Source organism: Acidobacteriota bacterium (assembly GCA_019347945.1).
GTDB lineage: Bacteria > Acidobacteriota > Thermoanaerobaculia > Gp7-AA8 > JAHWKK01 > JAHWKK01.
Genome location: JAHWKK010000007.1, coordinates 43,132 through 66,968 on the forward strand (window position 1 = coordinate 43,132; position 23,837 = coordinate 66,968).

General features: G+C 61.2%; 38 protein-coding genes. 35 read left to right on the forward strand and 3 right to left on the reverse strand.

Features of this window, described 5'->3' with window-relative positions:
• Window positions 1-5 precede the first annotated feature (5 nt).
• Window positions 6-518: a hypothetical protein gene (locus KY459_06260; GenBank protein MBW3564310.1), complete on the reverse strand. Its 513-nt coding sequence runs from the start codon at window positions 516-518 to the stop codon at window positions 6-8.
• Between the two features lie 50 nt (window positions 519-568).
• On the opposite strand from KY459_06260, the gene KY459_06265 reads away from it, so the two are divergent.
• Window positions 569-1,564 (forward strand): SDR family oxidoreductase, encoded by a 996-nt coding sequence (locus tag KY459_06265; protein ID MBW3564311.1) that lies wholly within the window; start codon window positions 569-571, stop codon window positions 1,562-1,564.
• A gap of 32 nt (window positions 1,565-1,596) precedes the next feature.
• Here the strand turns inward: KY459_06265 and KY459_06270 are convergent, their stop codons facing one another.
• Both KY459_06270 and egtD read right to left on the reverse strand, forming a co-directional pair.
• Window positions 1,597-2,820: a trypsin-like peptidase domain-containing protein gene (locus KY459_06270; protein MBW3564312.1), complete on the reverse strand. Its 1,224-nt coding sequence runs from the start codon at window positions 2,818-2,820 to the stop codon at window positions 1,597-1,599.
• 131 nt (window positions 2,821-2,951) lie between these two features.
• Window positions 2,952-3,926, reverse strand: a complete 975-nt coding sequence (gene egtD / locus KY459_06275; protein ID MBW3564313.1) for an L-histidine N(alpha)-methyltransferase — start codon at window positions 3,924-3,926, stop codon at window positions 2,952-2,954.
• 278 nt (window positions 3,927-4,204) lie between these two features.
• Here egtD and rpsL point away from each other — a divergent pair, with 278 nt between their 5' ends.
• The 34 genes from rpsL to KY459_06445 all read left to right on the forward strand — a co-directional run bounded on the left by rpsL (window position 4,205) and on the right by KY459_06445 (window position 23,825).
• Complete coding sequence (gene rpsL / locus KY459_06280) at window positions 4,205-4,579, forward strand: 30S ribosomal protein S12 (protein MBW3564314.1); 375 nt, start codon at window positions 4,205-4,207, stop codon at window positions 4,577-4,579.
• A gap of 14 nt (window positions 4,580-4,593) precedes the next feature.
• Entirely contained in the window at window positions 4,594-5,064 is a 471-nt protein-coding gene (gene rpsG / locus KY459_06285) for a 30S ribosomal protein S7 (protein MBW3564315.1), read from the forward strand.
• A gap of 297 nt (window positions 5,065-5,361) precedes the next feature.
• A complete protein-coding gene (gene fusA / locus KY459_06290) occupies window positions 5,362-7,440 on the forward strand; it encodes an elongation factor G (GenBank protein MBW3564316.1) in 2,079 nt (692 codons plus the stop codon).
• 55 nt (window positions 7,441-7,495) lie between these two features.
• Window positions 7,496-8,683, forward strand: coding sequence for an elongation factor Tu (gene tuf / locus KY459_06295; protein ID MBW3564317.1), 1,188 nt, complete (start codon window positions 7,496-7,498; stop codon window positions 8,681-8,683).
• Between the two features lie 64 nt (window positions 8,684-8,747).
• Window positions 8,748-9,062: a 30S ribosomal protein S10 gene (rpsJ, locus tag KY459_06300; GenBank protein MBW3564318.1), complete on the forward strand. Its 315-nt coding sequence runs from the start codon at window positions 8,748-8,750 to the stop codon at window positions 9,060-9,062.
• A gap of 11 nt (window positions 9,063-9,073) precedes the next feature.
• On the forward strand, window positions 9,074-9,715 hold the full coding sequence (gene rplC, locus KY459_06305) for a 50S ribosomal protein L3 (GenBank protein ID MBW3564319.1): 642 nt from the start codon (window positions 9,074-9,076) through the stop codon (window positions 9,713-9,715).
• A gap of 2 nt (window positions 9,716-9,717) precedes the next feature.
• Entirely contained in the window at window positions 9,718-10,344 is a 627-nt protein-coding gene (gene rplD, locus KY459_06310; GenBank protein MBW3564320.1) for a 50S ribosomal protein L4, read from the forward strand.
• Window positions 10,341-10,631, forward strand: a complete 291-nt coding sequence (locus KY459_06315) for a 50S ribosomal protein L23 (protein ID MBW3564321.1) — start codon at window positions 10,341-10,343, stop codon at window positions 10,629-10,631. The genes rplD and KY459_06315 overlap by 4 nt, the downstream gene beginning before the upstream one ends.
• A gap of 13 nt (window positions 10,632-10,644) precedes the next feature.
• Complete coding sequence (gene rplB / locus KY459_06320) at window positions 10,645-11,469, forward strand: 50S ribosomal protein L2 (GenBank protein ID MBW3564322.1); 825 nt, start codon at window positions 10,645-10,647, stop codon at window positions 11,467-11,469.
• A gap of 27 nt (window positions 11,470-11,496) precedes the next feature.
• Window positions 11,497-11,784 (forward strand): 30S ribosomal protein S19, encoded by a 288-nt coding sequence (gene rpsS, locus KY459_06325; protein ID MBW3564323.1) that lies wholly within the window; start codon window positions 11,497-11,499, stop codon window positions 11,782-11,784.
• A gap of 18 nt (window positions 11,785-11,802) precedes the next feature.
• Window positions 11,803-12,165, forward strand: coding sequence for a 50S ribosomal protein L22 (gene rplV, locus KY459_06330; protein ID MBW3564324.1), 363 nt, complete (start codon window positions 11,803-11,805; stop codon window positions 12,163-12,165).
• Window positions 12,166-12,175: 10 nt separating this feature from the next.
• Window positions 12,176-12,826 (forward strand): 30S ribosomal protein S3, encoded by a 651-nt coding sequence (rpsC, locus tag KY459_06335; protein MBW3564325.1) that lies wholly within the window; start codon window positions 12,176-12,178, stop codon window positions 12,824-12,826.
• Between the two features lie 29 nt (window positions 12,827-12,855).
• The gene (gene rplP, locus KY459_06340) at window positions 12,856-13,281 is read left to right on the forward strand and encodes a 50S ribosomal protein L16 (GenBank protein ID MBW3564326.1); all 426 of its coding nucleotides are present in this window, start codon (window positions 12,856-12,858) and stop codon (window positions 13,279-13,281) included.
• Complete coding sequence (rpmC, locus tag KY459_06345; protein MBW3564327.1) at window positions 13,278-13,490, forward strand: 50S ribosomal protein L29; 213 nt, start codon at window positions 13,278-13,280, stop codon at window positions 13,488-13,490. Before rplP ends, rpmC begins: the two co-directional genes overlap by 4 nt.
• 11 nt (window positions 13,491-13,501) lie before the next feature.
• The gene (rpsQ, locus tag KY459_06350) at window positions 13,502-13,795 is read left to right on the forward strand and encodes a 30S ribosomal protein S17 (GenBank protein MBW3564328.1); all 294 of its coding nucleotides are present in this window, start codon (window positions 13,502-13,504) and stop codon (window positions 13,793-13,795) included.
• Between the two features lie 14 nt (window positions 13,796-13,809).
• A complete protein-coding gene (rplN, locus tag KY459_06355; protein ID MBW3564329.1) occupies window positions 13,810-14,181 on the forward strand; it encodes a 50S ribosomal protein L14 in 372 nt (123 codons plus the stop codon).
• Between the two features lie 15 nt (window positions 14,182-14,196).
• The gene (gene rplX, locus KY459_06360; GenBank protein ID MBW3564330.1) at window positions 14,197-14,529 is read left to right on the forward strand and encodes a 50S ribosomal protein L24; all 333 of its coding nucleotides are present in this window, start codon (window positions 14,197-14,199) and stop codon (window positions 14,527-14,529) included.
• Between the two features lie 42 nt (window positions 14,530-14,571).
• Window positions 14,572-15,111: a 50S ribosomal protein L5 gene (gene rplE / locus KY459_06365; GenBank protein ID MBW3564331.1), complete on the forward strand. Its 540-nt coding sequence runs from the start codon at window positions 14,572-14,574 to the stop codon at window positions 15,109-15,111.
• 11 nt (window positions 15,112-15,122) lie between these two features.
• The gene (locus KY459_06370) at window positions 15,123-15,308 is read left to right on the forward strand and encodes a type Z 30S ribosomal protein S14 (GenBank protein MBW3564332.1); all 186 of its coding nucleotides are present in this window, start codon (window positions 15,123-15,125) and stop codon (window positions 15,306-15,308) included.
• Between the two features lie 27 nt (window positions 15,309-15,335).
• A complete protein-coding gene (rpsH, locus tag KY459_06375) occupies window positions 15,336-15,734 on the forward strand; it encodes a 30S ribosomal protein S8 (GenBank protein MBW3564333.1) in 399 nt (132 codons plus the stop codon).
• An 8-nt stretch (window positions 15,735-15,742) separates the two neighbouring features.
• A complete protein-coding gene (rplF, locus tag KY459_06380) occupies window positions 15,743-16,282 on the forward strand; it encodes a 50S ribosomal protein L6 (protein ID MBW3564334.1) in 540 nt (179 codons plus the stop codon).
• 40 nt (window positions 16,283-16,322) lie between these two features.
• Complete coding sequence (gene rplR, locus KY459_06385) at window positions 16,323-16,685, forward strand: 50S ribosomal protein L18 (protein MBW3564335.1); 363 nt, start codon at window positions 16,323-16,325, stop codon at window positions 16,683-16,685.
• A gap of 50 nt (window positions 16,686-16,735) precedes the next feature.
• Complete coding sequence (gene rpsE, locus KY459_06390; GenBank protein MBW3564336.1) at window positions 16,736-17,362, forward strand: 30S ribosomal protein S5; 627 nt, start codon at window positions 16,736-16,738, stop codon at window positions 17,360-17,362.
• Window positions 17,362-17,550 carry a 50S ribosomal protein L30 gene (gene rpmD, locus KY459_06395; GenBank protein ID MBW3564337.1) on the forward strand — a complete coding sequence of 63 codons (189 nt, stop codon included), beginning with the start codon at window positions 17,362-17,364 and terminating at the stop codon, window positions 17,548-17,550. The genes rpsE and rpmD overlap by 1 nt, the downstream gene beginning before the upstream one ends.
• A gap of 17 nt (window positions 17,551-17,567) precedes the next feature.
• Window positions 17,568-18,017 (forward strand): 50S ribosomal protein L15, encoded by a 450-nt coding sequence (gene rplO / locus KY459_06400; GenBank protein MBW3564338.1) that lies wholly within the window; start codon window positions 17,568-17,570, stop codon window positions 18,015-18,017.
• Window positions 18,018-18,079: 62 nt separating this feature from the next.
• Window positions 18,080-19,420, forward strand: a complete 1,341-nt coding sequence (secY, locus tag KY459_06405; protein ID MBW3564339.1) for a preprotein translocase subunit SecY — start codon at window positions 18,080-18,082, stop codon at window positions 19,418-19,420.
• Complete coding sequence (locus tag KY459_06410; GenBank protein MBW3564340.1) at window positions 19,417-20,061, forward strand: adenylate kinase; 645 nt, start codon at window positions 19,417-19,419, stop codon at window positions 20,059-20,061. The genes secY and KY459_06410 overlap by 4 nt, the downstream gene beginning before the upstream one ends.
• Window positions 20,061-20,876 carry a type I methionyl aminopeptidase gene (gene map / locus KY459_06415; GenBank protein ID MBW3564341.1) on the forward strand — a complete coding sequence of 272 codons (816 nt, stop codon included), beginning with the start codon at window positions 20,061-20,063 and terminating at the stop codon, window positions 20,874-20,876. Before KY459_06410 ends, map begins: the two co-directional genes overlap by 1 nt.
• Before the next feature lie 16 nt (window positions 20,877-20,892).
• A complete protein-coding gene (infA, locus tag KY459_06420; GenBank protein ID MBW3564342.1) occupies window positions 20,893-21,117 on the forward strand; it encodes a translation initiation factor IF-1 in 225 nt (74 codons plus the stop codon).
• Between the two features lie 7 nt (window positions 21,118-21,124).
• The gene (gene rpmJ, locus KY459_06425) at window positions 21,125-21,238 is read left to right on the forward strand and encodes a 50S ribosomal protein L36 (protein ID MBW3564343.1); all 114 of its coding nucleotides are present in this window, start codon (window positions 21,125-21,127) and stop codon (window positions 21,236-21,238) included.
• A 17-nt stretch (window positions 21,239-21,255) separates the two neighbouring features.
• Window positions 21,256-21,639, forward strand: coding sequence for a 30S ribosomal protein S13 (rpsM, locus tag KY459_06430; protein ID MBW3564344.1), 384 nt, complete (start codon window positions 21,256-21,258; stop codon window positions 21,637-21,639).
• Window positions 21,640-21,651: 12 nt separating this feature from the next.
• Entirely contained in the window at window positions 21,652-22,050 is a 399-nt protein-coding gene (gene rpsK, locus KY459_06435) for a 30S ribosomal protein S11 (GenBank protein MBW3564345.1), read from the forward strand.
• 108 nt (window positions 22,051-22,158) lie between these two features.
• Window positions 22,159-22,785 carry a 30S ribosomal protein S4 gene (gene rpsD / locus KY459_06440; GenBank protein MBW3564346.1) on the forward strand — a complete coding sequence of 209 codons (627 nt, stop codon included), beginning with the start codon at window positions 22,159-22,161 and terminating at the stop codon, window positions 22,783-22,785.
• A 44-nt stretch (window positions 22,786-22,829) separates the two neighbouring features.
• Window positions 22,830-23,825, forward strand: a complete 996-nt coding sequence (locus KY459_06445; GenBank protein ID MBW3564347.1) for a DNA-directed RNA polymerase subunit alpha — start codon at window positions 22,830-22,832, stop codon at window positions 23,823-23,825.
• Window positions 23,826-23,837 lie beyond the last annotated feature (12 nt).

The window sequence follows — 23,837 nt, forward strand, 5'->3', positions numbered from 1 at the left end:
TCCGGCTACTCGATCTCGAACTCGAACTGATCGACGAGGTTGCCGCCGAGATAAGCCTCGACTGAGTAGCTTCCCGGGTTCCGGAGATTCTCCGGCATTGCAAACCGGACCGAGCGGCTCTGTGGGACGTCGACCTGTTGCTCACTGAGCGCCTCTCCAGCCGAATCGAGCCATCGAGCTCGCGCCACCAGCCCTTCCGGCACTTCGCGGACCCGGACGAGGAGCGTGATGGTCTGCGAGGTCGAGAAGCTCGAGCTCTCGTCGACGCCATCGCCGGACGGTGTACCCAGACTCGCCGTATCGAGGAGAATGACCTCGGCAGCCTCTCCGACTTCCGCCTCGATACTCGTGGTCGTCTCGGAGAGATCCGTCACTTCTTCCGTCACCTGCGCGGGCTCTTCGGTGGTTTCTTCAGCGGGTGCGACCGGCACCTCGATCGTCTCTCTGCAGGCGAGCGGAATCGTCGCGATCAGCACTGCCCACAACGCCACGCTCTTCAACTCGAATCGTCCGATCATCATCCGTAAGTCTACACTCTGTGGAACCGAACTTGCTCGAATCGAACGACATGACCAACGATGCCGCGGAGCGCCCCGAAGTCGTCGTCATCACTGGAGCCTCGGCAGGTGTCGGGCGAGCAGCGGTCCGACGATTCGCCTCGGCTGGTGCTCATATCGCGCTGATCGCCCGTGACGGCGAGCGTCTCGATGCGGCCGTCGAGGAGATTTCGAATCTCGGGGGTCGGGGAATCGCCATCTCCGCCGACGTCGCCTCGAGAGAAGAGATCGAAGCGGCCGCGAGTCGGGCCGAAGAAGCGCTCGGCCCCATCGATGTCTGGATCAACAATGCCTCCGCGACGGTCTTCGGTCCCGCCACGAGTCTCTCTCCGGAGGAGATCCGGAGGGTTACCGATGTCACCTACCTCGGAACCGTGTGGGGGACGCTTGCGGCACTGGCGAAGATGTCGGCGCGGAAGTCCGGAAAGATCGTCCAGGTCTGCTCGGCACAATCGCTGCGAGGTCTGCCGCTGGAGAGCGCCTTTGCCGGGGCGTCCCACGCGATCCGTGGCTTCACCGATTCCCTCAGAGCCGAGTTGCTTCATGAAAAGAGCGGGGTTCATCTCTCTCAGGTGATCCTCCCCGCAATGAACACGCCGCGATACCAGTGGGCGAGGAATCATGCGGGCCAGGAAATCGAGCCCTCACCGATCTATCAGCCTGAAATCGCGGCCGAGGCCATTCACTGGATCGCCCATCATGACCGCCGCGACCTGACTCTCGGCTGGGGTACTCTCGGTCTGATCTGGTCCGATCGACTCCTCCCCGAGGCGGTGGACGCCTGGCTTGCCGGTCCGGCATTCGATGCGCGGCTCTCGGATGACCAGGTCGATGCGGAGCGGAAGGACAATCTCTTCGAGCCCGTGCCGGGAAACTTTGCCGCGCACGGCGAGCTCGATCCCGAGGCCACCCGATCGCAGGTCCAGCTCGTCGCCAACGAGCACCGGGGGATCGTCTTGGGGGCGATCGGGCTGCTCGCTTTCCTGGCGTGGCTGCGGAGGCGGTGAGAAGGGGCGCAGCTCCCCGCCGAGCCTGCTGTTTATCGGCCGATGGGAAACGTCAGGGTGTAGATACGACGACCGCGAGCAATCGACAGAACGATCGAAGTCCGATCGACCGATCGGGCGAGAATGGCATCGAGCTCCTCGACCGACCGAACCGTCACGCCGTTGACGCCCACGATGAGGTCACCCGGAACGAGCCCGATCTGATCTGCCCGGGATCCCCGGTCGACGCGATCGATGACGATGCGTCCGCCCGATTCCGCGGGTGAGAGGCCACTGACCGCTCGGAGAACGCGCAATCCCAGCCTGCGAGGCGCTTCCGAAGGGGTGATGGCGAGCCTGATGTCATCGCGCTCCCGCCGGACCCGGAACTCGATCGGTTCGCCTGCCCTCGCCGTCGTCAGGATCGTTACGAGCGCTTCTCTGGAGTCGACCGGCGCACCCGCCACCGACACGATCACGTCGCCGAGCTCGATTCCGGCGTCGGCTGCGGGCGAATCGTCGAAGACTCGGGTGACGATTGCTCCGGCTCCGACATCGAGTCCAAGACGATGCGATTCTTCCGGTGTGAGGGTTGCGGTGGCGAGTCCAATCCATGCGGGGTGAACCTCCCCATAGCGCCGGAGATCCTCGACGATCTTCCTTGCGCGGTCGACGGGGATTGCGAAGCCGATTCCCTGAGCCTCCGCGTAGATCGCCACATTGATGCCGATGATTCTGCCGTCCATATTGACGAGCGGTCCGCCGGAGTTGCCGGGGTTGATGGAGGCATCGGTCTGGATGAAGTCGGTAAAGGTGCGATCCTGCTCCGCGGAAGGAACCGACCGTCCGGTGGCCGAGATCACCCCGGTCGTGACGGTACCGCTCAGTCCGAAGGGGTTGCCGATCGCGACGACGGTCTCGCCGATCATCAGATCGGAGGAGGTCCCGATGGGGGCTGCCGGGAGATCGCCGGCGTCGAGCTCGAGCACGGCGAGATCGCTGTCGGGGTCGACGCCGATGACCCGCGCCTCGAACGATCGGCCATCGGCGAGATTGACAGTAATGGCCGAGGCGCCCTCGATCACGTGGGCATTGGTGACCACCGTGCCATCGGAGCTCCAGATGAATCCGGATCCTGCCGACTGGGTTCTGAAGATCCGATCCCTTCTGAAGAGGTCGAACCAGGGATCGAAGGAGCGACGGGTCATCGTCGATTCGACCTGAATGTTCACCACCGAGGGGAGGACGTTCCGTACGACGGCGACGACGGGAGTCACCCTCGCTCCGGAAGGGGGGATCGGAACCAGGGCATCCGCTGGTCTCGGACCGCTGGTCCCGGTGGCGGTGTCATCTGCCTGGGGGCATCCGCCGGCGAGAAGGGCCAAGACACCGACCGCGAGGCGGATCGTCAGACGACGACGAGCCGGTGAACGCTGAAAAGTTCCTGAGGATCCATCCATGTTCGTGCGATTGCGAAGCCGGTATCGGCGATCAGGTCTCTGAAGCTGGACAGCGTGTATTTGTACGAGTTCTCCGTGTGAATCGTTTCGCCTTTTCGAAACGTGACGCGCTCGTCTCCGATCGCGACGGTTTGATCCCGCAGGCTCCGGAGGTGCATCTCGATGCGGCTCGACTGCTCGTTGAACAGAGCCTCGTGCGCGAAGGCTGCGGGATCGAAGCTGCTGCCGAGCACGCGGTTGATGTGGTTGAGAACATTCAGATTGAAGGCGGCGGTCACGTTTGCAGAATCGTTGTAGGCGGCTTCCAGAACCGAGCGATCCTTGACCAGATCGACCCCGATGATCATCTCGTCCCGCGGCGCCTGTCGCTCGGCGATCATCGAGAGGAACGCCCGGGCGTCTTCCGGCTCGAAGTTTCCGATCGTCGAGCCCGGAAAGAAGAATATCCGGCGGTCGAAAGTCTCCCAGCCGGGGATGTCGAGGCTGGAGGTGTAATCGGTGCAGACTGCGACGACTTCGATGGCGGGGTAGTCGGTCGAGATCGCACGCGCGGCGTCTTCGAGGTGCTGCCGGGAGATGTCGAGCGGCATGTAAATGATGTGATCATCGTGAGCATCGAGCAGGATGCGGACTTTCTCGCTGTTGCCGCTTCCGAGCTCGATCAGTGCCGACAGAGGGGAGAAGCTCGATACGATCTCGTCGGCATTCGCCCGCAGGATTCCGATCTCGGTTCTCGTGGGGTAGTACTCCGGCAGCGCGGTGATCTTTTCGAAAAGTTCGGAGCCGTTCTGATCGTAGAAGAGCTTCGGCGCGAGGGTCTTCGGGAATGCTCGGAGGCCTGCGAGCACGTCGGTCCTGATGTCGCTCAGCCTCGGATGCTGGTCCACGACGGTGATCGAATGGGGTGCGAGGTCCTTCTCCATTTCGGGGGATTGTATCCGCCGGCGGCACGCTGTGGCCGGTTCAATGTGCCGTGTCGGGAATCGAACCGCGGAATCCCGGTTGTGGCAGGCAGCAGTCCGGGACAGGCCGCGGCGCCCGGATCGCGGTTTGGAAGGGGTTGTCTCCCCGGAATAATTGGCCGCTCGCGGCGTTATGGGCTCGCGCGCGAAGACTGCCCGCCACGCGGGAGAGCCTTCCCGTTTTCTGAAAATCCGGCCCGACGCGGGTCGCTTTGTCATTGTTGTTCGAGAGGAAGTTCATGCCGACAGTCAATCAGCTGGTCAACAAGGGACGCAAGTCACTCAAGGCGAAGACGAAATCCCCGGCTCTCCAGGACTCGCCCCAGAAGCGGGGAGTCTGCACGCGCGTCTATACGTCGACCCCGAAAAAGCCCAACTCGGCCCTCCGCAAGGTGGCTCGTGTGCGGCTGACCAACGGGATCGAGGTCACGACCTACATTCCGGGCGTCGGCCACAATCTCCAGGAGCACTCGATCGTGATGATCCGCGGAGGCAGAGTCAAGGATCTTCCGGGAGTTCGCTATCACGTGATCCGCGGGACCCTCGATGCTCAGGGCGTGGCCAACCGCAAACAGGGACGAAGCAAATACGGCGCGAAGCGACCGAAAGCCTGAGACGAGATCAGATTATGCCGAGACGAAGAGAAGTTCCGAAACGTGAGATCCTTCCGGATCCGCTCTACAACAGCCAGCTCGTGACCAAGTTCATCAACGCCCTGATGCGTGACGGCAAGAAGGCTGTCGCCGAAGGCATCTTTTATGGTGCGATGAAGAGAATCGAGGGTCGCGGCGAGGAAGATGCCCTGAAGACCTTCAAGAAGGCCGTCGATAACGTCAAGCCGGCTCTCGAGGTCAAGAGCCGCCGAGTCGGCGGTTCGAACTACCAGGTTCCCGTCGAGGTGAGGCCCTCTCGCCGCGCGTCGCTGGCGATTCGCTGGCTCGTTCAGTACTCGCGCGCTCGTGGTGAAAAGACGATGCAGGAACGTCTCGCTGGCGAGATTCTCGATGCGGCCAACGGGCGAGGTCAGGCGTTGAAGAAAAAGGAAGATACCCACCGGATGGCCGACGCGAACAAAGCATTCGCGCACTACCGCTGGTGAGCGTCGTTCCAACGCTGCTTCCGAAGGGAATCGGCGGAATATTGAAGCACCGTAGTTTGATTTGAATGTGCCGACCGGGGCCCGCCCCGATCGGAGTTCCCCCCGTAGCTCCGTCTCGACCGGATAACACAGGGTACGCCCTGCGGTTCCGGACCGAGCAACGGGATAACGAAAAAACGAAGACCAGTCGACGTGCCGACCTCTGTCCGGATGGCGAGGCCGGACTCGTCTCGCCGTAGCCGTCGTGTGGCGGCGCGGAACCGCTGGTGCAGTGCCAGCAGAGGACATTCGAAGCCAATGGCTAGACAGGTACCCATCGCAAAGCAGCGCAATATCGGCATCATGGCGCACATCGATGCGGGGAAGACTACGACTACCGAACGAATCCTCTTCTACACGGGAATTACCCACAAGATCGGTGAGGTCCACGAGGGTACCGCGACGATGGACTGGATGGCCCAGGAGCAGGAGCGTGGCATCACGATCACCTCGGCTGCCACCACATGCTTCTGGGGCGACCACAGAATCAACATCATCGACACCCCGGGCCACGTCGACTTCACCGCAGAGGTCGAGCGCTCGCTTCGCGTTCTCGATGGTGCCGTCGCCGTGTTCTGCGCCGTCGGGGGAGTCGAGCCGCAGTCGGAGACCGTATGGCGGCAGGCCGACCGGTATGGCGTTCCGCGGATCGCCTTCGTCAACAAGATGGATCGCATCGGCGCTAACTTCGAGGCGGTCGTCAATCAGGTCCGCGAAAAGCTCGGTGCTCATCCGGTTCCGCTGCAGTTCCCGATCGGCGCCGAGGATACCTTCAAAGGTGTCATCGATCTGGTCAGGATGAAGGCGCTCGTTTTCAGGAGCGAGGATCTCGGCGCCACCTACGAGGTCGAGGAGATCCCCGCCGACCTGGTCGAGGACGCCAACCACTGGCGGGAGAAGCTGATCGAGGCGATCGCCGAGCAGAATGACGAGCTGCTCGAGAAGTACCTCGGCGGCGAGGCTCTCACGAATGAGGAGCTCGTCGCGGGCATCCGGTTCGCGACGATCAGGAATCACATCACCCCCGTTCTGTGCGGGACGGCGTTCAAGAACAAAGGCGTTCAGCCGCTTCTCGACGCGGTGGTGACCTATCTTCCTTCCCCGATCGACATCGACCCGATGGAGGGAATCAACCCGAACAACGAGCAGGAAGAAGAGCGACCCGCATCCGACGAAGCTCCCTTCTCAGCGCTGATCTTCAAGATTGCCACCGACCCGTTCGTCGGCCAGCTCGCGTTCTTCCGTGTCTACTCCGGACATCTCGAGTCGGGCTCGGCCGTGCTGAACTCGACCAAGGGGACCACCGAGCGGATCGGGCGTCTGCTGAAGATGCACGCCAACAAACGTGAAGAGATCAAGGAAGTCTGGGCCGGAGACATCGGTGCCGCGGTCGGTCTCAGAAACGTCGTCACCGGAGACACGATCTGCGAAAAAGGGCGGCCCATCGTGCTGATGGCGATGGATTTTCCCGAGCCCGTCATCGCTGTTGCCATCGAGCCGAAGACAAAGGCCGATCAGGAGAAGATGGGCCTCGCGCTCGCGAAGCTCACCCAGGAAGATCCGACCTTCAAAGTGCACACGGATCACGAGACGGGCCAGACGATCATTCGCGGCATGGGAGAGCTTCATCTCGAGATCCTCGTCGATCGGATGGTCCGGGAGTTCAACGTCGAAGCGAACGTCGGACGGCCTCAGGTTGCCTACCGCGAGGCGATCACCCGCGAAGCGGCCTCCGAGGGCCGATTCGTGCGCCAGTCGGGTGGTAAGGGGCAGTACGGGCACGTCAAGATGCGCTTCGAGCCTCTCAAGGATGGGCAGGATTTCGAGTTCGTCGACGAGATCAAGGGCGGAGCGATTCCGCGCGAGTACATCAAGCCGGTCGAGCAGGGGATCCGCGAGGCGATGGAGAACGGCATTCTCGCCGGCTACCCGATGACGGGAATCAGGGCGATTCTCTACGACGGCTCGTACCACGACGTCGATTCTTCCGAGATGGCCTTCAAGATCGCCGGATCGATGGCGTACCAGAGTGCGGCCAAGTCCGCGGGACCGGTTCTGCTCGAGCCGATCATGGACGTCGAGGTCGTCTCGCCGGAGGACTTCGCGGGCGATGTGATGGGCGATCTGTCGCGTCGCCGGGGCAAAATTCAGAGGATGGAAGAGCGGGGGGGCGCCAAGGCAGTTCGTGCGCATGTTCCGCTCTCTGAGATGTTCGGCTACGCGACCGAGCTTCGGTCGCTGAGTCAGGGACGGGCGAGCTACACGATGCAGTTCGCCCAGTACGAACAGGCGCCGAAGAACGTTTCGGACGAGATCATTGCGAAAGTGGCAGGTTAGGTGAGTCAGAAATACGACGGGGACCGGGTTCCCGGACGAAATCAGGAGGTTGGCGATGGCCAAAGAGAAATTCGACAGAAGTAAACCCCATGTCAACGTCGGTACGATCGGACACGTTGATCACGGGAAAACGACGCTGACGGCGGCGATTACCCGCGTTCTCGCGGAGAAGGGCCTTGCCAACTTCACGGCGTTCGACTCGATCGACAAGGCACCGGAAGAGCGCGAGCGCGGGATCACGATCGCAACCGCACACGTGGAGTATTCGACCGAGAACCGGCACTATGCTCACGTCGACTGCCCCGGTCACGCGGACTACGTGAAGAACATGATCACCGGAGCCGCTCAGATGGATGGAGCGATTCTGGTGGTTTCCGCCGTCGACGGCCCGATGCCGCAGACGCGAGAGCACATTCTGCTCGCCCGTCAGGTTGGCGTCCCCGCGATGGTCGTGTTCCTCAACAAGGTCGACATGGTCGACGACGAGGAACTGCTCGACCTGGTCGAGCTCGAAGTTCGCGAGCGTCTTACCGAGCAGGATTTCCCTGGTGAAGACATTCCGATCGTCCGCGGGTCGGCGCTCAAAGCCCTCGAGGACCCGACCGGCGAATGGGCCGACAAGGTCATGGAGCTGATGAACAAGGTCGACGAGTACATTCCAATGCCCGAGCGCGACATCGAGAAGGAGTTCCTGATGCCGATCGAGGACGTCTTCTCGATCTCCGGCCGTGGAACCGTCGTCACCGGTCGTGTCGAGCGAGGACAGGTCAAGGTCGGTGATGAAGTCGAGATCGTCGGTATCCGCCCCACTCAGAAGAAGGTCGTCACGGGCGTCGAGATGTTCAAGAAGCTTCTCGATTCCGGTCAGGCCGGCGACAACCTCGGCCTGCTGCTCCGCGGCACCGAGCGTAAGGACGTCGAGCGCGGGCAGGTCGTCGCCAAGCCCGGCTCGATCACGCCCCACACGAAGTTCAAGGCGAAGGTCTACGTTCTCAACAAGGACGAGGGCGGCCGCCACAAGCCGTTCTTCAATGGATACCGTCCGCAGTTCTACTTCCGGACCACCGACATCACGGGTGTTGCCACCCTCGGCGAGGGTGTCGAGATGGTCATGCCGGGCGATGATGCGAACCTCGACGTCGAACTGATCGCTCCCATCGCGATGGAGAAGGGTCTTCGCTTCGCGATTCGCGAAGGCGGACGCACCATCGGAGCCGGAACCGTCACGGAAGTCGTCGAATAACCAATCCGGGAGAGCCGCCTCGTGCGGTCTCCCGACTGTTCTTTGTGAGCCAGCAAGAGGAAATATGAACGAGAAGATCCGAATCAGACTGAAGGCATACGACTATCGCGTTCTCGACCAGTCGACACTCGAAATCGTCGATACGGCGAAACGGACGGGAGCGGATGTCGTCGGTCCGATTCCGCTGCCGACGCAGATTTCGCGTTACACGGTGCTGCGCAGTCCCCATGTCGACAAGAAGTCCCGGGAGCAGTTCGAGATGCGGACGCACAAGAGACTTCTCGACATTCTCGAGCCGACGGCTCAGACGGTCGATGCCCTGATGAAGCTCGAGCTTCCCGCGGGTGTCGACGTAGAGATCAAGGCGTTCGGTAAATAGGCGGTGAAACGATGATTCGAGGAATCATAGGCAGGAAGATCGGGATGACCCAGGTCTTCGAAGAGGACGGAGCGGCGATCCCGGTGACGGTGATCCAGGCCGGCCCCTGTCTGGTCGTACAGAAGAAGACGGCTGAACTGGACGGCTACGATGCCGTGCAGGTGGGTCTCGTCGAAAAGATGTCCCCACGACGGGTCACTTCGCCCGTCCGCGGTCACTTCGCAAAGGCGGACGTTCAGCCGATGGGCAACCTTGCCGAGTTCGAGTACGAGGGCGATGCCAACGTCGGCGACCGGGTGATGGTCGACATCTTCAACGTCGGCGACTCGATCGACGTGATCGGCAAGTCGAAGGGAAAAGGCTTCCAGGGCGTCATCAAGCGTCATGGATTCCGCGGAGGTCGCGCCTCGCACGGCTCGATGTTCCACCGTGCTCCCGGCTCGATCGGTCAGTCCGCGGCTCCGTCGCGAGTCTTCAAAGGTACGCGCATGCCGGGTCGCACCGGCGGAAAGCGCGTCACCGTGAAGAATCTGAAGGTCACACGCGTCGATGCCGACAACAACCTGATCTACGTACGCGGTGCCGTTCCGGGCGCGCGCAACTCGCTCGTCGTCCTTCAGCACTCGGCCAATGGAAAGGCTCAGGGTGAATGACCATGCCGACCATTGAGATCAGAAACTGGAACAATGAAAAGGTCGGAACGAGGGATCTCCCCGAGGAGGTCTTCGGCGTTCCGTACAAAGAGCAGCTCATCCACGAGGCCGTCCGGCATCATCTGGCCGCCGTCCGTTCGGGAACTCACAAGACCAAGGTTCGCAGCGAAGTCTCCGGTTCCGGTCGAAAGCCTTTCCGGCAGAAGGGAACGGGGCGCGCGCGCCAGGGGGGTGGTCGTCCCGGGATTCACAGGCACGGTGGAACGATCCACGGTCCGGTCCCGAGAGACTACTCGTTCAAAATGAACCGAAAGGAAAAGAAGATCGCGCTGCGGTCGGCGCTGTCGAGAAAAGTGGCCCAGGGAGAGCTGCTGCTCCTCTCGGACATGAACCTCGAGGAAGCGAAGACCGGAAGTCTGGCGCGGACCATCACCGGGCTCGGGGTTGACGGGCGGGCGCTGCTCGTCGATTCGCTCGACAACCTGAATCTGGTGCTGGCGTCACGTAACCATCCCAGGATGGGAGTCGCGGACGCGTCCAACGTCAGCGTTTACGACATCGTCAATGCGAAATGGGTCGTGATCAGCGAGCAGGCACTCGACCGGCTCACGGAGGTTCTGAGCAAATGAATCTGCACAAGATCATCATCCGGCCGATCGTGACCGAAAAGAGCGTGCTCGCCAAAGAGACCCGAAATGTCATCGCATTCGAGGTCGCGAGAAGCGCGAACAAGATCGAAGTCAAGAAGGCAGTCGAGAAGCTCTTCGAAGTGAAAGTGGACGATGTCCGCCTTCTCAACGTGAGAGGAAAAGTGAAACGCCTCGGCAGGAACGTCGGCAGAAGGCCGAACTGGCGCAAGGCTTACGTCCGCCTGGCGGAAGGAGAGCGCGCGCCCGAGTTCTTCGAGGGCGTGTGAGGGGAGTCGCGAAATGGCTGTGAAAAAATACAAACCGACTTCACCGGGTCGGCGGTTTCAGACGCATCTCTCTTTCGACGAGATCACGTCCCGGACTCCGGAGAAGTCGCTGACCAAAGGGAAGACGAAAACCGGTGGGCGCAACAGTACGGGGCGCGTCACCTCGCGATTCATCGGTGGCGGGCACAAGCAGCGCTACCGGGAAATCGACTTCAAGCGCGACAAGCGCGGCATCCCCGCGCGTGTGGCGACGATCGAGTACGACCCGAACCGAAGCGCCCACATCGCACTGCTGCACTACGTTGATGGAGAGAAGCGCTACATCCTGGCGCCGAAGGGGCTGACCGTAGGGTCCGAGGTCGTCTCGGGTCCCGAGGCGGACATCCTGCCGGGCAATGCCCTTCCGCTCAGCGGCATTCCGCTCGGCACGACCATTCACAACATCGAGCTCAAGGAGGGCCGCGGCGGCCAGATGGTCCGGTCGGCCGGAACGGCGGCTCAGCTGATGGCCCGCGAGGGCGACCTCGCCCTTCTGCGCCTCCCCTCGGGTGAGCTGCGGCGGGTTCACGTCCGGTGCTATGCGACCATCGGAGAAGTCGGCAACTCCGATCACGAGAACGTTTCGATCGGAAAAGCCGGACGCAAGCGCCACCTCGGAAAGAAACCGCACAACCGCGGCGTCACGATGAATCCCGTGGATCACCCGCTCGGCGGTGGTGAGGGCCGGACCTCCGGCGGTCGCCATCCCGTCACTCCATGGGGCAAGCCGACCAAGGGTGCGAAGACTCGCAGAAACAAACGAACGACGAAGATGATCGTCAAGCGGCGCGGCAAGTAACGGCGGACAAGGAGATCACGACAAACCATGGCACGCTCAATCAAAAAGGGTCCGTTCACCGACGAACATCTTCAGAAGAAGATCGATGCGATGAACGACAAGAACGACAAAAAGGTCATCAAGACCTGGTCGCGCCGGTCGACGATCAATCCGAGCATGGTGGGCCACACGATCGCCGTTCACAACGGACGCAAATTCATTCCGATCTACATCGCGGAGAACATGGTCGGCCACAAGTTGGGCGAGTTCGCGCTGACTCGGACGTTCAAGGGCCACACGGGTGGCAAGAAGGAGCAGGCCGGAAAGGCCCGCTGATCGACTGGAGAGCTCGAGATGGAAGCGAAAGCACAGCTCAAATATCTGAAGGTGTCGCCACAGAAGGTCCGGCTCGTGGCCGACCTGATCCGCGGCCGCCGCGTCGACGATGCGATCCAGATCCTCCGATTCACGAAGAAGTCGTGCTCCGGAGATCTCGAGAAGCTTCTGCTGTCGGCCATCGCCAACGCAGAAAACAAAGAGGCGGCGCCGGACGTGGACGACCTCGTGGTATCGCGCATCGTCGTCGACGACGGACCGCGTGAGAAGCGTGTCCAGCCAGCACCGATGGGCCGGGCATTCCGAATTCTGAAGCGACAGAGTCACGTGACCATTCACGTCTCTGACGACGTGAAGCCGAAGGGCGCTCGAAACAGCTAAGGGGGAGAAGTTGGGTCAGAAAGTACATCCATACGGTTTTCGACTGGGGTTCAACAAAACCTGGCATTCCCGCTGGTTCGGCGGAAAGAACTACTCGGAGACGCTCCACAAGGATCTGGAGCTTCGGGAGAACCTGAAGAAGCGGCTCTCGCACGCCGGTGTCTCGGAGATCGACATCGAGCGCACCGCCAACAAGATGCGAATCAACATCTACACCTCACGCCCCGGAATCATCATCGGACGGAAGGGGGCGGAGGTCGACAAGCTTCGCGACGAGCTGCAGAAGATGGTCGACGGTGACGTCTACATCAACATTCAGGAGATTCAGCGGCCCGAGCTCGATGCGCAGCTCGTCGCCGAGAACATTGCGAATCAGCTGGTCCGCCGGATCGCGTTCCGCCGGGCGATGAGGAAGTCGATGGAGAGTGCATTCCGGTTCGGAGCGAAGGGCGTGAAGATCCGCGTCGGTGGCCGGCTCAACGGAGCCGAGATTGCGCGCAGCGAGTGGTACCAGGATGGCCGTCTGCCGCTTCACACGCTGAAGGCCGACGTCGATTACGGCGAGGCGGTGGCGAATACCACCTACGGCACGATCGGCGTGAAGGTCTGGCTTTACAAGGGCGAGCTCACCAAGGCGAAGTCGCGCCGGCGAATCGCGTGAGCGGGGAAGTGAAATAGGAGATTTGAACGATGTTGATGCCGAAAAAAGTCAAGTACAGAAAGCAGCAGCGGGGGCGGCGAGCCGGAATCGCCACTCGTGGTGCCACGCTTTCGTTCGGCGACTACGGACTCCAGGCGCTCGAGGCGGGCTGGCTCACGGCCCGGCAGATCGAAGCGGCCCGTATCGCGATGACGAGGTACATCAAGCGCGGAGGCAAAATCTGGATCCGCATTTTCCCCGACAAGCCGATCTCGAAGAAGCCTCTCGAGACGCGAATGGGGAAAGGAAAAGGCGCGCCGGAAGAGTGGGTCGCGGTCGTCAAGCCCGCGCGGATGCTCTACGAGATGGAAGGCGTCACGCGGGAGATCGCGGAAGAGGCGTTGCGTCTGGCCGCGCACAAGCTGCCGATCAAGACTCGCTTCGTGTCGCGTGAAGAGATGGAGATCGGAGCATGAGCAAGGCAACGGGCCTCAGGGAAAAAACGGAGAACGATCTGGTCAACCGTCGTCAGGATCTGACCGAGCAGCTCTTCAAGATGCGTTTTCAGAGTGCGACGGGCGCTCTCGACGATCCTCAGAAGGTCAAAGGGGCCCGTCGTGAGATCGCGCGCATCAACACGATTCTGCGCGAGCGCGAGATCGAAGCCGGGAAAAAGGCTGAGTGAAGGATCAGAATATGGCCGAAAAAAACGAGAACGAGGACACCGGAGCGACGAAGCGATCGACGAGTAAGGTCGGTACCGTCGTCTCGGACAAAATGGACAAGACAGTGGTCGTCGCGGTCGAGAACCGCAAGATGCATCCGGTCTACCTGAAGTACGTCAAGAGAACCTCGAAGTTCTTCGCGCACGACGAAACCAACGAGTGCAACGTCGGAGACCGCGTCGTCATCGAGGAGTCGCGCCCACTCTCGCGCCGTAAACGCTGGACGGTCGCTCGGATCATCGAACGATCCGAAGCGATCTCCTGACAGGAGCAATCACGATGATTCAGATGGGTACATTGCTGAAGGTTGCCGACAACACCGGTGCGAGAACGATCGCGTGCATCAAGCTGCGCGGCGGCTCGAGGGCCGGCCGCTATGCGGGTGTCGGCGACGTCATCTCGGCTTCGGTCAAGGAAGCCTCGCCGGATGGCACGGTCAAGAAGGGAACGGTCGTTCGCGCGGTGATCGTCCGGACCAGGAAGCAGACGCGCCGCAAGGATGGCACCTACATCCGGTTCGACGAGAACGCGGCGGTACTGGTCAACGATACCGGCGAGCCGGTCGGGACGCGCGTGTTCGGTCCAGTTGCCCGCGAGCTTCGTGAGCGGCGTTTCATGAAGATCATCTCGCTGGCTCCCGAGGTCCTCTGAGAAAGGCGAGACGTTATGAAAGTTCACATCAGAAGAAATGACGAGGTCGAAGTGGTCGCCGGTACATCGAAGGGTCAGCGGGGGAAGGTTCTCCGCGTCTACCCGTCGAAGAAGACGGCAATCGTCGAGCGCGTCAACATGATCAAGCGTCACACGCGACCCAACCCGAGCCGCAACGTCAAGGGTGGAGTCGTCGAGCGTGAGGGTGCAATCCACGTATCGAACCTCCGCCTGCTGGAGCGAGGCACGGTCGAGGGTCGTGCGGAAACCAAGGAGACCGCGGCTTCGAAGAAGAAGGCGAGCAAAAAGAAGACGGCTTCGAAGAAGAAGGCCGAGGCGAAGGCTTAAGTTCGACGCAGTCGGCGTCGAGGAGATTGGCAAGAGATGGCAGTGGCGAGACTCAGAAAAGCGTACGAAGAGGAAGTCGTTCCGAAACTACGGAGCGAGTTCAAGATCGAAAATCCGATGGCCGTGCCGCGGATCGAGAAAGTCGTGCTCAACATGGGCGTTGGCGAGGCCACGCAGAACAGCAAGCTGCTCGATTCGGCGATCGAGGATCTGGCTGCGATCGCGGGACAGAAACCCCTGATGACGCGGGCGAAGAAGTCGATCTCGAACTTCAAGCTGCGCGAGGGTGTCCCAATCGGCGCGATGGTGACGCTCAGGAGCGAGCGGATGTGGGAGTTTCTGGATCGGCTCATCACCACCGCCCTTCCGCGCGTTCGCGACTTCCGCGGCGTGCCGAAAAAATCCTTCGATGGACGGGGGAACTACACGCTCGGTGTGAAGGATCACCTGATCTTTCTCGAGATCGATTTCACCAAGGTCGACAAGTCGAAAGGATTGAACATCACGATCGTCACTACGGCAGAGAACGACGAGCAGGCCCGGTTTCTCCTCAGGGAGATCGGGATGCCCTTTGCGAGGTAAGGAGAGAAGCAATGGCTAAACAATCACTGATCGCGAAAGCGAACCGAAAGCCGAAATTTTCGAGCCGCCGGGTCACCCGATGCAAGCGCTGCGGCAGACCTCGCGGATACCTCAAAAAGTTTCAGCTCTGCAGGATCTGCTTTCGCACACTCGCCCTCGAGGGCTATCTGCCTGGCGTGACCAAGGCAAGCTGGTAATCCGAAAGTGTCACGGAGGAATCGAACATGTCGATGACGGATCCAATCGCCGATATGCTCACGCGCATCCGCAACGGGCTGACAGCCCGCCACGAGCGTGTGGACATCCCGGCTTCGAAGCTGAAAACGGAGATCGCGAGAATTCTCAAAGATGAAGGATTCATCGCGGATTACAAGCTGGCGCAGGATGATTCCCAGGGGACTTTGAGGGTGTTCCTCCGCTATACCAGCGGGGGCGACCCGATCATTCACGGGATGCAGCGCGTTTCACGCCCCGGCCGGCGGGTCTACCGGCGGAAAGCCGAGATCCCGAGAGTCCTCGATGGTCTCGGGCTGTCGATACTGTCCACGTCCCGTGGAGTGCTTTCGAGCGACGACGCGCAAAAAGAAGGCGTCGGCGGCGAAGTGCTCTGCCAGGTCTGGTGAGGTGAGAAATGTCACGCGTAGGTAGAAAAGAGATTCCGCTGCCGAAGGGCGTCGAGGTGAAGGTCAACGGGCAGACCGCGGTCGTGAAGGGACCGAAGGGTCAGCTCGAAACACCGATCGCAGACGGCATCGAGATGGCGGTCGAAGGCAACGTCGTGCGGCTCAGCCGCGGTAACGACGAGAGGCAGTCTCGCGCACTGCACGGACTGACGCGCGCGCTTCTGGCCAACAGCGTCCAGGGTGTCGCCGAGGGCTTCCGGAAGGAGCTCGACATTGTCGGTGTCGGCTACCGAGCCGAGGTGAGGGGGAAAGCCGTGGTTTTCCAGCTCGGCTATTCGCATCCGATCAATTTCCCGATCCCCGAGGGGATCTCGGTGGAAGTCGACAAGGCTGGTCACGTCGTCGTCACCGGGATCGACAAACAGAAAGTCGGGCAGGTTGCAGCGGAGATCCGCGGTCTTCGCGAGCCGGATCCGTACAAGGGCAAAGGCATCAAGTACACGGGCGAACAGATTCGCCGCAAGGCCGGAAAGACGGCGGGCAAGTAAAGCATTCCAGGGCGGTTTTCGTCCGGAGGTCAGAACAGTTATGGATCGAGCCAAAGCGAGAGCAGATCGAAGAAAGCGGGTCAGAACGCGGGTCCGGAGGAAGGTGCACGGAACCACGGCACGTCCGCGGCTCACGGTCTTCAAGAGCCTGAACCACATTTATGCCCAGGTAATCGACGACCAGAGCGGAAAGACGCTGGTGTCGGCTTCGTCGAAGGACAAGGACTTCGGAGCGGATCGCGGGTCCAACGTCGCCGCTGCAAAGCGGGTCGGTGAGCTCATCGGGCAGCGCGCGAAGAGTGAAGGGGTCGAGACGGTCGTGTTCGATCGGGGCGGTTACCTGTATCACGGACGAGTCAAAGCTCTCGCCGATTCGGCGCGCGAGCAGGGATTGAAGTTCTAAAGGAACGCGGAGGTCTATAAGTGCAGCGACAGAATACAGGACGAGGTCGGATGGATCGCCTGGATAGTGGTCTGATCGACAAGGTCGTCTACATCAACCGGGTCACCAAAGTCGTCAAGGGCGGCAAGAACTTCAGTTTCAGCGCCCTCGTCGTGGTCGGTGACGGGAAAGGCCGCGTCGGCTTCGGTTCCGGCAAGGCGAAGGAAGTTCCTTCGGCGATCAGAAAGGGTATCGAGATCGCCAAGAAGAACATGATCCCGGTCGCCATGAACGGAACGACGATTCCTCACACGGCTCTCGGGCACTACGGTGCCGGACGCGTCCTGCTGAAGCCGGCATCCCCGGGAACCGGCGTCATCGCCGGCGGCCCGGTCCGTGCGATTCTCGAATCGGCCGGCATCCAGGACATCCTGACCAAATCGATCGGAACGGCGAACCCGCACAACGTGGTCAAGGCGACATTCGAGGCCCTCAAGCTTCTCAAGACCGAAAACGAGTACCGCGCGCTCCGTGGACTCGAGATCGTCGAAGAGCCCTACGTCAGCGAGGACGACGAAGCGACCACCGGCGAAGCTTCCCGAGGAGACGAGAAAGCCGAGGCGGACGAGGCTGAAGAAAAAGGCGAAACGCCCGACGCTGAAAAAGAAGCCGAGCCGGCGGGTACGGAGGAAGCGTGATGGCCAAAGCCAGAGCGACTCTCCGGATCAGGCAGGTTCGGAGCGGAATCGGAAATCCCAGAGAGATGCGCGAGACGCTGAAGGCGCTCGGTCTTCGTCGCATCAACCATGTGGTCGAGCGGCTCGACACGCCTGAGACCAGAGGGATGGTTCACAAAATCTCTCATCTCGTCGAGATCGTCGACTGAACGGAGTGAGGAAAACAATGGATCTGAGCAATCTCAAACCGGCGAAAGGCTCGCGCAAACCGCGGAAGCGTGTCGGACGTGGACCCGGCTCCGGGCTGGGGAAGACCTCCGGTCGCGGTGAGAAGGGACAGAAATCGCGAAGTGGCTACTCCGGCAAGGTTGGATTCGAAGGCGGCCAGATGCCGCTTCATCGCCGCGTGCCGAAGCGAGGCTTCACGAACATCTTCAAGAAGCAGTTCGACATCGTGAACGTATCCGATCTCGAGACCCGCTTTAAGGAGGGACAGGTGGTCGACGCGGAGTCGATGGCGGCCGCCGGCCTCCGCAAGGCCAACAGCACGAAGAAGATCAGGGTCCTGGGCAAGGGTGATCTCAAAACGAAGCTCACCGTCCATGCCGATCACTTCTCCGCCTCGGCCAAAGAGAAGATCGAAAAGGCCGGGGGCACCTGTCAGGAGATCCAGTGAGACTCGCCGAGGCCGTCAGGAACATCGCAGCGATCCCCGACCTGAGGAAGCGGATTCTCTTCATGCTCGCTCTCCTCGCGGTCTACAGGCTCGGCGCGCATATCCCGACACCCGGAATCGACCCGCAGGCCCTCGCGGAGTTTTTCGGTTCCATGCAGGGGAGCGTTCTCGGCTTCCTCGATCTCTTTTCGGGCGGGGCCCTGAGCCGTCTTTCGATCTTCGCGCTCGGCATCATGCCGTATATCTCCTCCTCGATCATCCTGCAGCTCCTCACGGTCGTCTGGCCGTATCTGGAAAAGCTGAGCAAGGAGGGGGAGCTCGGTCGCAGAAAGATCACCCAGTACACCCGGTACGGTACGATTGTCCTGGCGGTGATCCAGTCGATGGGGGTCGCTTTCTGGCTCAAGAGTCTCACCTCGCCAGGGGGAGCTCCGATCGTCCCGCCGCACGTTCGAGACTGGTTCTTCGGCGCGGGCTTTCCGATGATGACCGTGCTCACGCTCACCACCGGGACGGTCTTCGTCATGTGGCTGGGCGAGCAGATTTCGGAGCGCGGGATCGGCAACGGCATCTCCCTGATCATCTTCGCCGGAATCGTCGTCGGCCTTCCGAGCGCGACGTTCGGGCTGATCGCCGACATCCGGACGGGAGAGCGGGGAATCTTCGGAGTCCTCGTACTCGTCATCTTCATGATCGCCGTTACGGCGTTCGTCGTATTCATGGAGCGGGCACAGCGGCGAATCCAGGTGCAGTACGCAAAGCGGGTGGTCGGACGACGAGTGTACGGAGGGTCGAGCACTTACCTTCCGCTGCGGGTCAACTCGGCCGGCGTCATCCCGGTCATCTTCGCTTCGTCGATTCTCGTCATTCCTTCGACGATGGCACAGATGGCGGGCGTACCGGCGCTCCAGGCGGTCGCGGACCAGATTCAGATGGGGCAGCCTCTCTACTACCTCCTCTACGTCGCCACGATCCTCTTCTTCACGTTCTTCTACACCTCGATCATCTTCAATCCGGTCGACGTCGCGGACAACATGAGGAAGTACGGTGGCTACATCCCCGGATACCGCCCCGGAAAGAAGACGGCGGAGTACATCGACAAGACCCTGACCAGGATTACGACGGTCGGCGCGATTTATCTTTCGCTGGTCTGCGTCATCCCGGATTTCATGATCGCGGGCTTCAACGTTGCGCAGCTTCCGCTGATCGGCGCGACGCTCGACAACAGCCTGCCGCTGCTGGTGACCGAGGGGCTCAACGTTCAGTTCTACTTTGGCGGGACGTCGCTTCTGATCATCGTTGGCGTTGCGATGGACACGGTGCAGCAGATCGAGTCCCAGCTCGTGATGCGCCACTATGACGGTTTCATGAAAAAGGGTCGCATACGGGGTCGGCGCGGATGAAAGTGGTTCTTCTCGGCGCGCCCGGAAGTGGGAAGGGCACCCAGGCCGAGCTCCTCGAGGAGCGGCTCGGGCTTCCGCATATCTCCACCGGGGAAATGCTCCGGGACGCGGTGAGCGAGGGGACCGAGCTCGGGAAGAAGGCCGCGCCGATCATGGAGGCCGGCGGGCTCATCTCCGACGATCTGATGAACGGGATCGTGGCCGAGAGGCTCGCGAGAGACGACGTCAGCGAGGGGTTTGTCCTCGATGGCTACCCGAGAACGGTGGACCAGGCGAAGAGCCTCGAGCTGATCGACGGAGGGAATGGCCCCGGAGATCTCCGGGTTATTCAGCTTTCGGTCCCCGATGACGTCATCGTCAGCCGGGTGGCCGCGCGCCTTTCCTGCCCCAAATGCGGAGCGATCTACCATCGGGAGAACTGTCCTCCGAAAGAGGAGGGGAAGTGCGACCGGTGCGGATCAGCGCTCGTGACGAGGGCCGATGACCGGGAAGGCGCCTCGGTTCGGAAACGGCTTGACGAGTATCACCGGGCAACGGTGCCGGTGATCGAGTTTTATCGCGATAAGGGGATGTTGCACGAGATCAATGGTCTCGGCGACGTCGAATTGATCTTTGAACAGATACGCAAGTTCCTGAACTGATGGGTGTCATCCTCAAGTCGAAAGACGAGATCGCCACGATGGAGAGGGCGAATCGCATCGTTCTCGAGACGCTCGACGTTCTCCGGGAGATGATTCGCCCGGGGGTGACGACGGCGGAGCTCGACTCGGTGGCGATGAAAGAGCTCGACAGGCGCGGAGCGAAGTCGCCCTTTAAGGGGTATGCGCCGAACGGGATGCCTCCCTATCCGGGTGTGGTCTGCAGCTCGGTGGATGACGTCATCGTCCACGGGATCCCGAATGGGAAGCCGCTGGAGGAAGGACAGATTCTGGGGCTCGACTTCGGAGCGGTCCTCGACGGGTTCGTCGGCGACGGGGCGGTGACCGTCGCGGTGGGGAAGATATCGAAGGAGGCGGATCGCCTTTTGCGAGTCACCAGGGAGTGCCTCGATATGGCGATCGACGAGATGCGGCCGGGAAGACGGATCGGAGACATCGGGGCGGCGGTGCAGGAGCATGCGGAAGCGAACGGATTTCACGTGATCAGGAGCTTCGTCGGTCATGGGATCGGACGGAGCATGCACGAGGAGCCGCAGGTTCAGAACTACGGCCGTAGAGACCGGGGTCTGGAGCTGCGGGAGGGAATGGTTCTCGCGGTGGAGCCGATGTTGTGCGAGATGGGACCGATTCTCGAAAAGAGAATCGCAATGAGTCGTAATGGAACAGTCGATGATGTTCGAACCGACCGGGATGGCTGGACGGCGCGGACGCTCGACGGGGGTTTGGCCGCTCATTTCGAGCATTCGATCGCGATCACGGGCAACGGGCCGGTGATTCTCGGTCGCGGCGGGATTTGAGCGGCGCAGGGAGTTCATGTCGAAGGAAGACGCAATACAGGTGATGGCGATCGTGCTCGAGACTCTGCCGAACGCGATGTTCAAGGTGGAGCTCGAGGACAACAAGGATCATGAGGTGCTGGCCCACATCTCGGGAAAGATGAGAAAGCACTTCATCCGGATTCTTCCGGGAGACAAGGTTCTCGTCGAGCTGTCGCCCTACGACCTCGGTCGGGGGCGCATCGTTTATCGGTACAAGTGAGGCGGTCATGAAAGTTCGAGCATCGGTCAAGAGAATGTGCACCAAGTGCAAAGTCGTCCGGCGACAGGGAGTCGTCCGGATCATTTGCGACAACCCCAAGCACAAGCAGCGGCAGGGTTAAGGGATTTCGGAGGCAAAGTGGCACGAATCGCAGGAGTTGATCTGCCCATCAACAAGAGAGTCGAGATCGGGCTGACGTACATTTTCGGGATCGGAAGATCCCGTTCGAATCAGATCCTCGCGCAGGCCGAGGTGAAACCGGAGACGCGAGTCAAAGACCTCACCGAGGATGATGTCCGGAAGATCCGCAAGATCATCCAGGACGAGGGGAAGGTCGAGGGTGATCTCCGCAGAGATGTCAGCCTCGACATCAAGCGGCTGATGGAGATCAACTCCTACCGCGGGTTGAGACACCGGCGTGGACTGCCGGTCCGCGGCCAGCGAACCAGCACCAACGCGCGCACTCGCAAAGGACCCCGCAAGGGACAGATCGCCGGTAAGAAGAAGCCGGGCAAGAAGTAACGAGGATCCGAAATGGCCAAAGCTAAAACGGCGAAGAAGACTGGAAAGCGTCGCGAGAAGAAGAACGTCCCTCACGGGCTCGCTTCGATCTCGGCGACGTTCAACAATACGATCGTGTCGATCTCCGATCAGACGGGGAATGTTCTCGCCTGGTCCAGCGCGGGACGGATCGGATTCAAGGGATCGCGCAAGGGAACGCCGTTCGCGGCTCAGGTCGCCGCTCAGAACGCGGCCGAGCTCGCAAGAGAGCATGGCGTTCGATCGGTCGACGTGACGGTCAAGGGTCCCGGCGGCGGTCGGGAATCGGCGATCCGGGCGCTCGCGGCGAGCGGTATCAACATCCGCTCGATCCGCGACATCACGCCGATCCCGCACAACGGCTGCCGGCCGCCGAAGCGGCGCCGAGTCTGAGGTACTGAATGGTTGCCGGATCCCACGACGGGCTCCGGCTGGATTTGAACGAGTCATCCGGATGAGATGGCGGGCGGCCTGCGAGCCGTCGGTATTACAGGAGGCGCAGTGGCACGTTACACCGAGGCGGTATGCCGGCTTTGCCGGCGCGAGGGAATGAAGCTCTTTCTCAAGGGAGATCGATGCTTCAAAGACAAGTGCGCGATCGAGCGCCGGGCGTATCCGCCCGGGCAGCACGGTCGCCGGCGCTCGAAGATCCTGGGTTACGGCCTGCAGCTTCGCGAGAAGCAGAAGGTCAAGCGAATTTACGGGATCCTCGAGCGGCAGTTCCGGCTGTATTTCAGGGAAGCGGAGCGACAAAGGGGAATCACGGGCGAGAACCTTCTCCAGAGGCTCGAGCTGCGCCTCGACAACATCGTCTACTCCCTCGGATTTTCGTCATCCCGAGCGCAGGGGCGTCAGCTCGTGCGTCACGGTCACGTCACCGTGAATGGCCGTAAGGTCAACGTCCCTTCGTATCTGGTGCGAAAGGGCGACGTGATCGAGGTCCGGGAAAAGAGCCGCAAGAACGAGCAGATTCGCCGCTCGGTCGAAACGGCTGCGGGTCGAGGTGTTCCGGCATGGCTCGAGCTCGACGCGGACAACTTCCGCGGCAAGGTGCTCGAGATCCCGACGCGTGAGGACATCAGACTGCCTGTCCAGGAGCAGCTGATCGTCGAGCTGTACTCGAAGTAATCGCGTCGTCTAACCAACTAGTCAAAGGCGAGGAGGCCGACTGAATGCTTTGGGCTGATTTTCAAAAACCGAAAAAACTCGAATCCGACCCGGAAACGCTGACCGGAACCTACGGTCGTTTCACCGCACAGCCGTTCGAGCGGGGCTTCGGAACAACGATTGGTAACGCGCTTCGCCGGGTGCTTCTCTCCTCGATCGAGGGGGCTGCAGTCACGGCAGTGAAGGTTGAGGGGGTCCAGCACGAGTTTTCGTCGCTGAACGGCGTGGTCGAGGACATGACCGACGTCGTGCTCAATCTCAAACAGATTCCTTTCCGGCTCCACAGCCGGGAATCGAAGACGCTCTTTCTCGACAAGAAGGGGCCGGCGGTCGTCACCGCTGCCGACTTCGAAGGCGACGCCGACGTCGAGATTCTCGATCCGTCGACTCACATCGCCACCCTGTCGCGCGAGGGGAAGATCGAGATGGAAGTCCGGCTGAAAACGGGGCGCGGGTACACCGTTGCCGACCGCAACGCCGACGCCGACCTCCCGGTTGGCTACATCCCCGTCGATTCGGTCCATTCGCCGGTCCGGCGGGTCAACTTCCACGTCGAAGGCGCCCGTGTCGGTCAGCGTACCGACTACGACCGCCTCGTGCTCGAAGTCTGGACCAACGGAACGATCACCCCCGAGGAGGCCGTTTCGAACGCGGCCCGGCTGCTGGCCGACCACCTCGGAACATTCATGACGATCGAGCTTCCGGAGGGCGAGGTGGAGCAGCCCGACGAGCTCGGTGTCGATTCGGAGATGGGAGAGCTTCTCTCCCGGACGATCGAAGACCTCGATCTTTCGGTCAGGTCTGCCAACTGTCTCAAGAATGCGAATATCCGCACACTCGGTGATCTCGTTCAGCGGTCCGAGCGGGAAATGCTCTCGACCAAGAACTTCGGTAAGAAATCGCTCGACGAGATCCGCGACGTTCTCGACGAGCTCGGCCTCTCCTTCGGAATGAATCTGCGCAACCCGGAACGGCGTGAAGCCGTCCATGCAAACGAATAAGGGATCGGATCT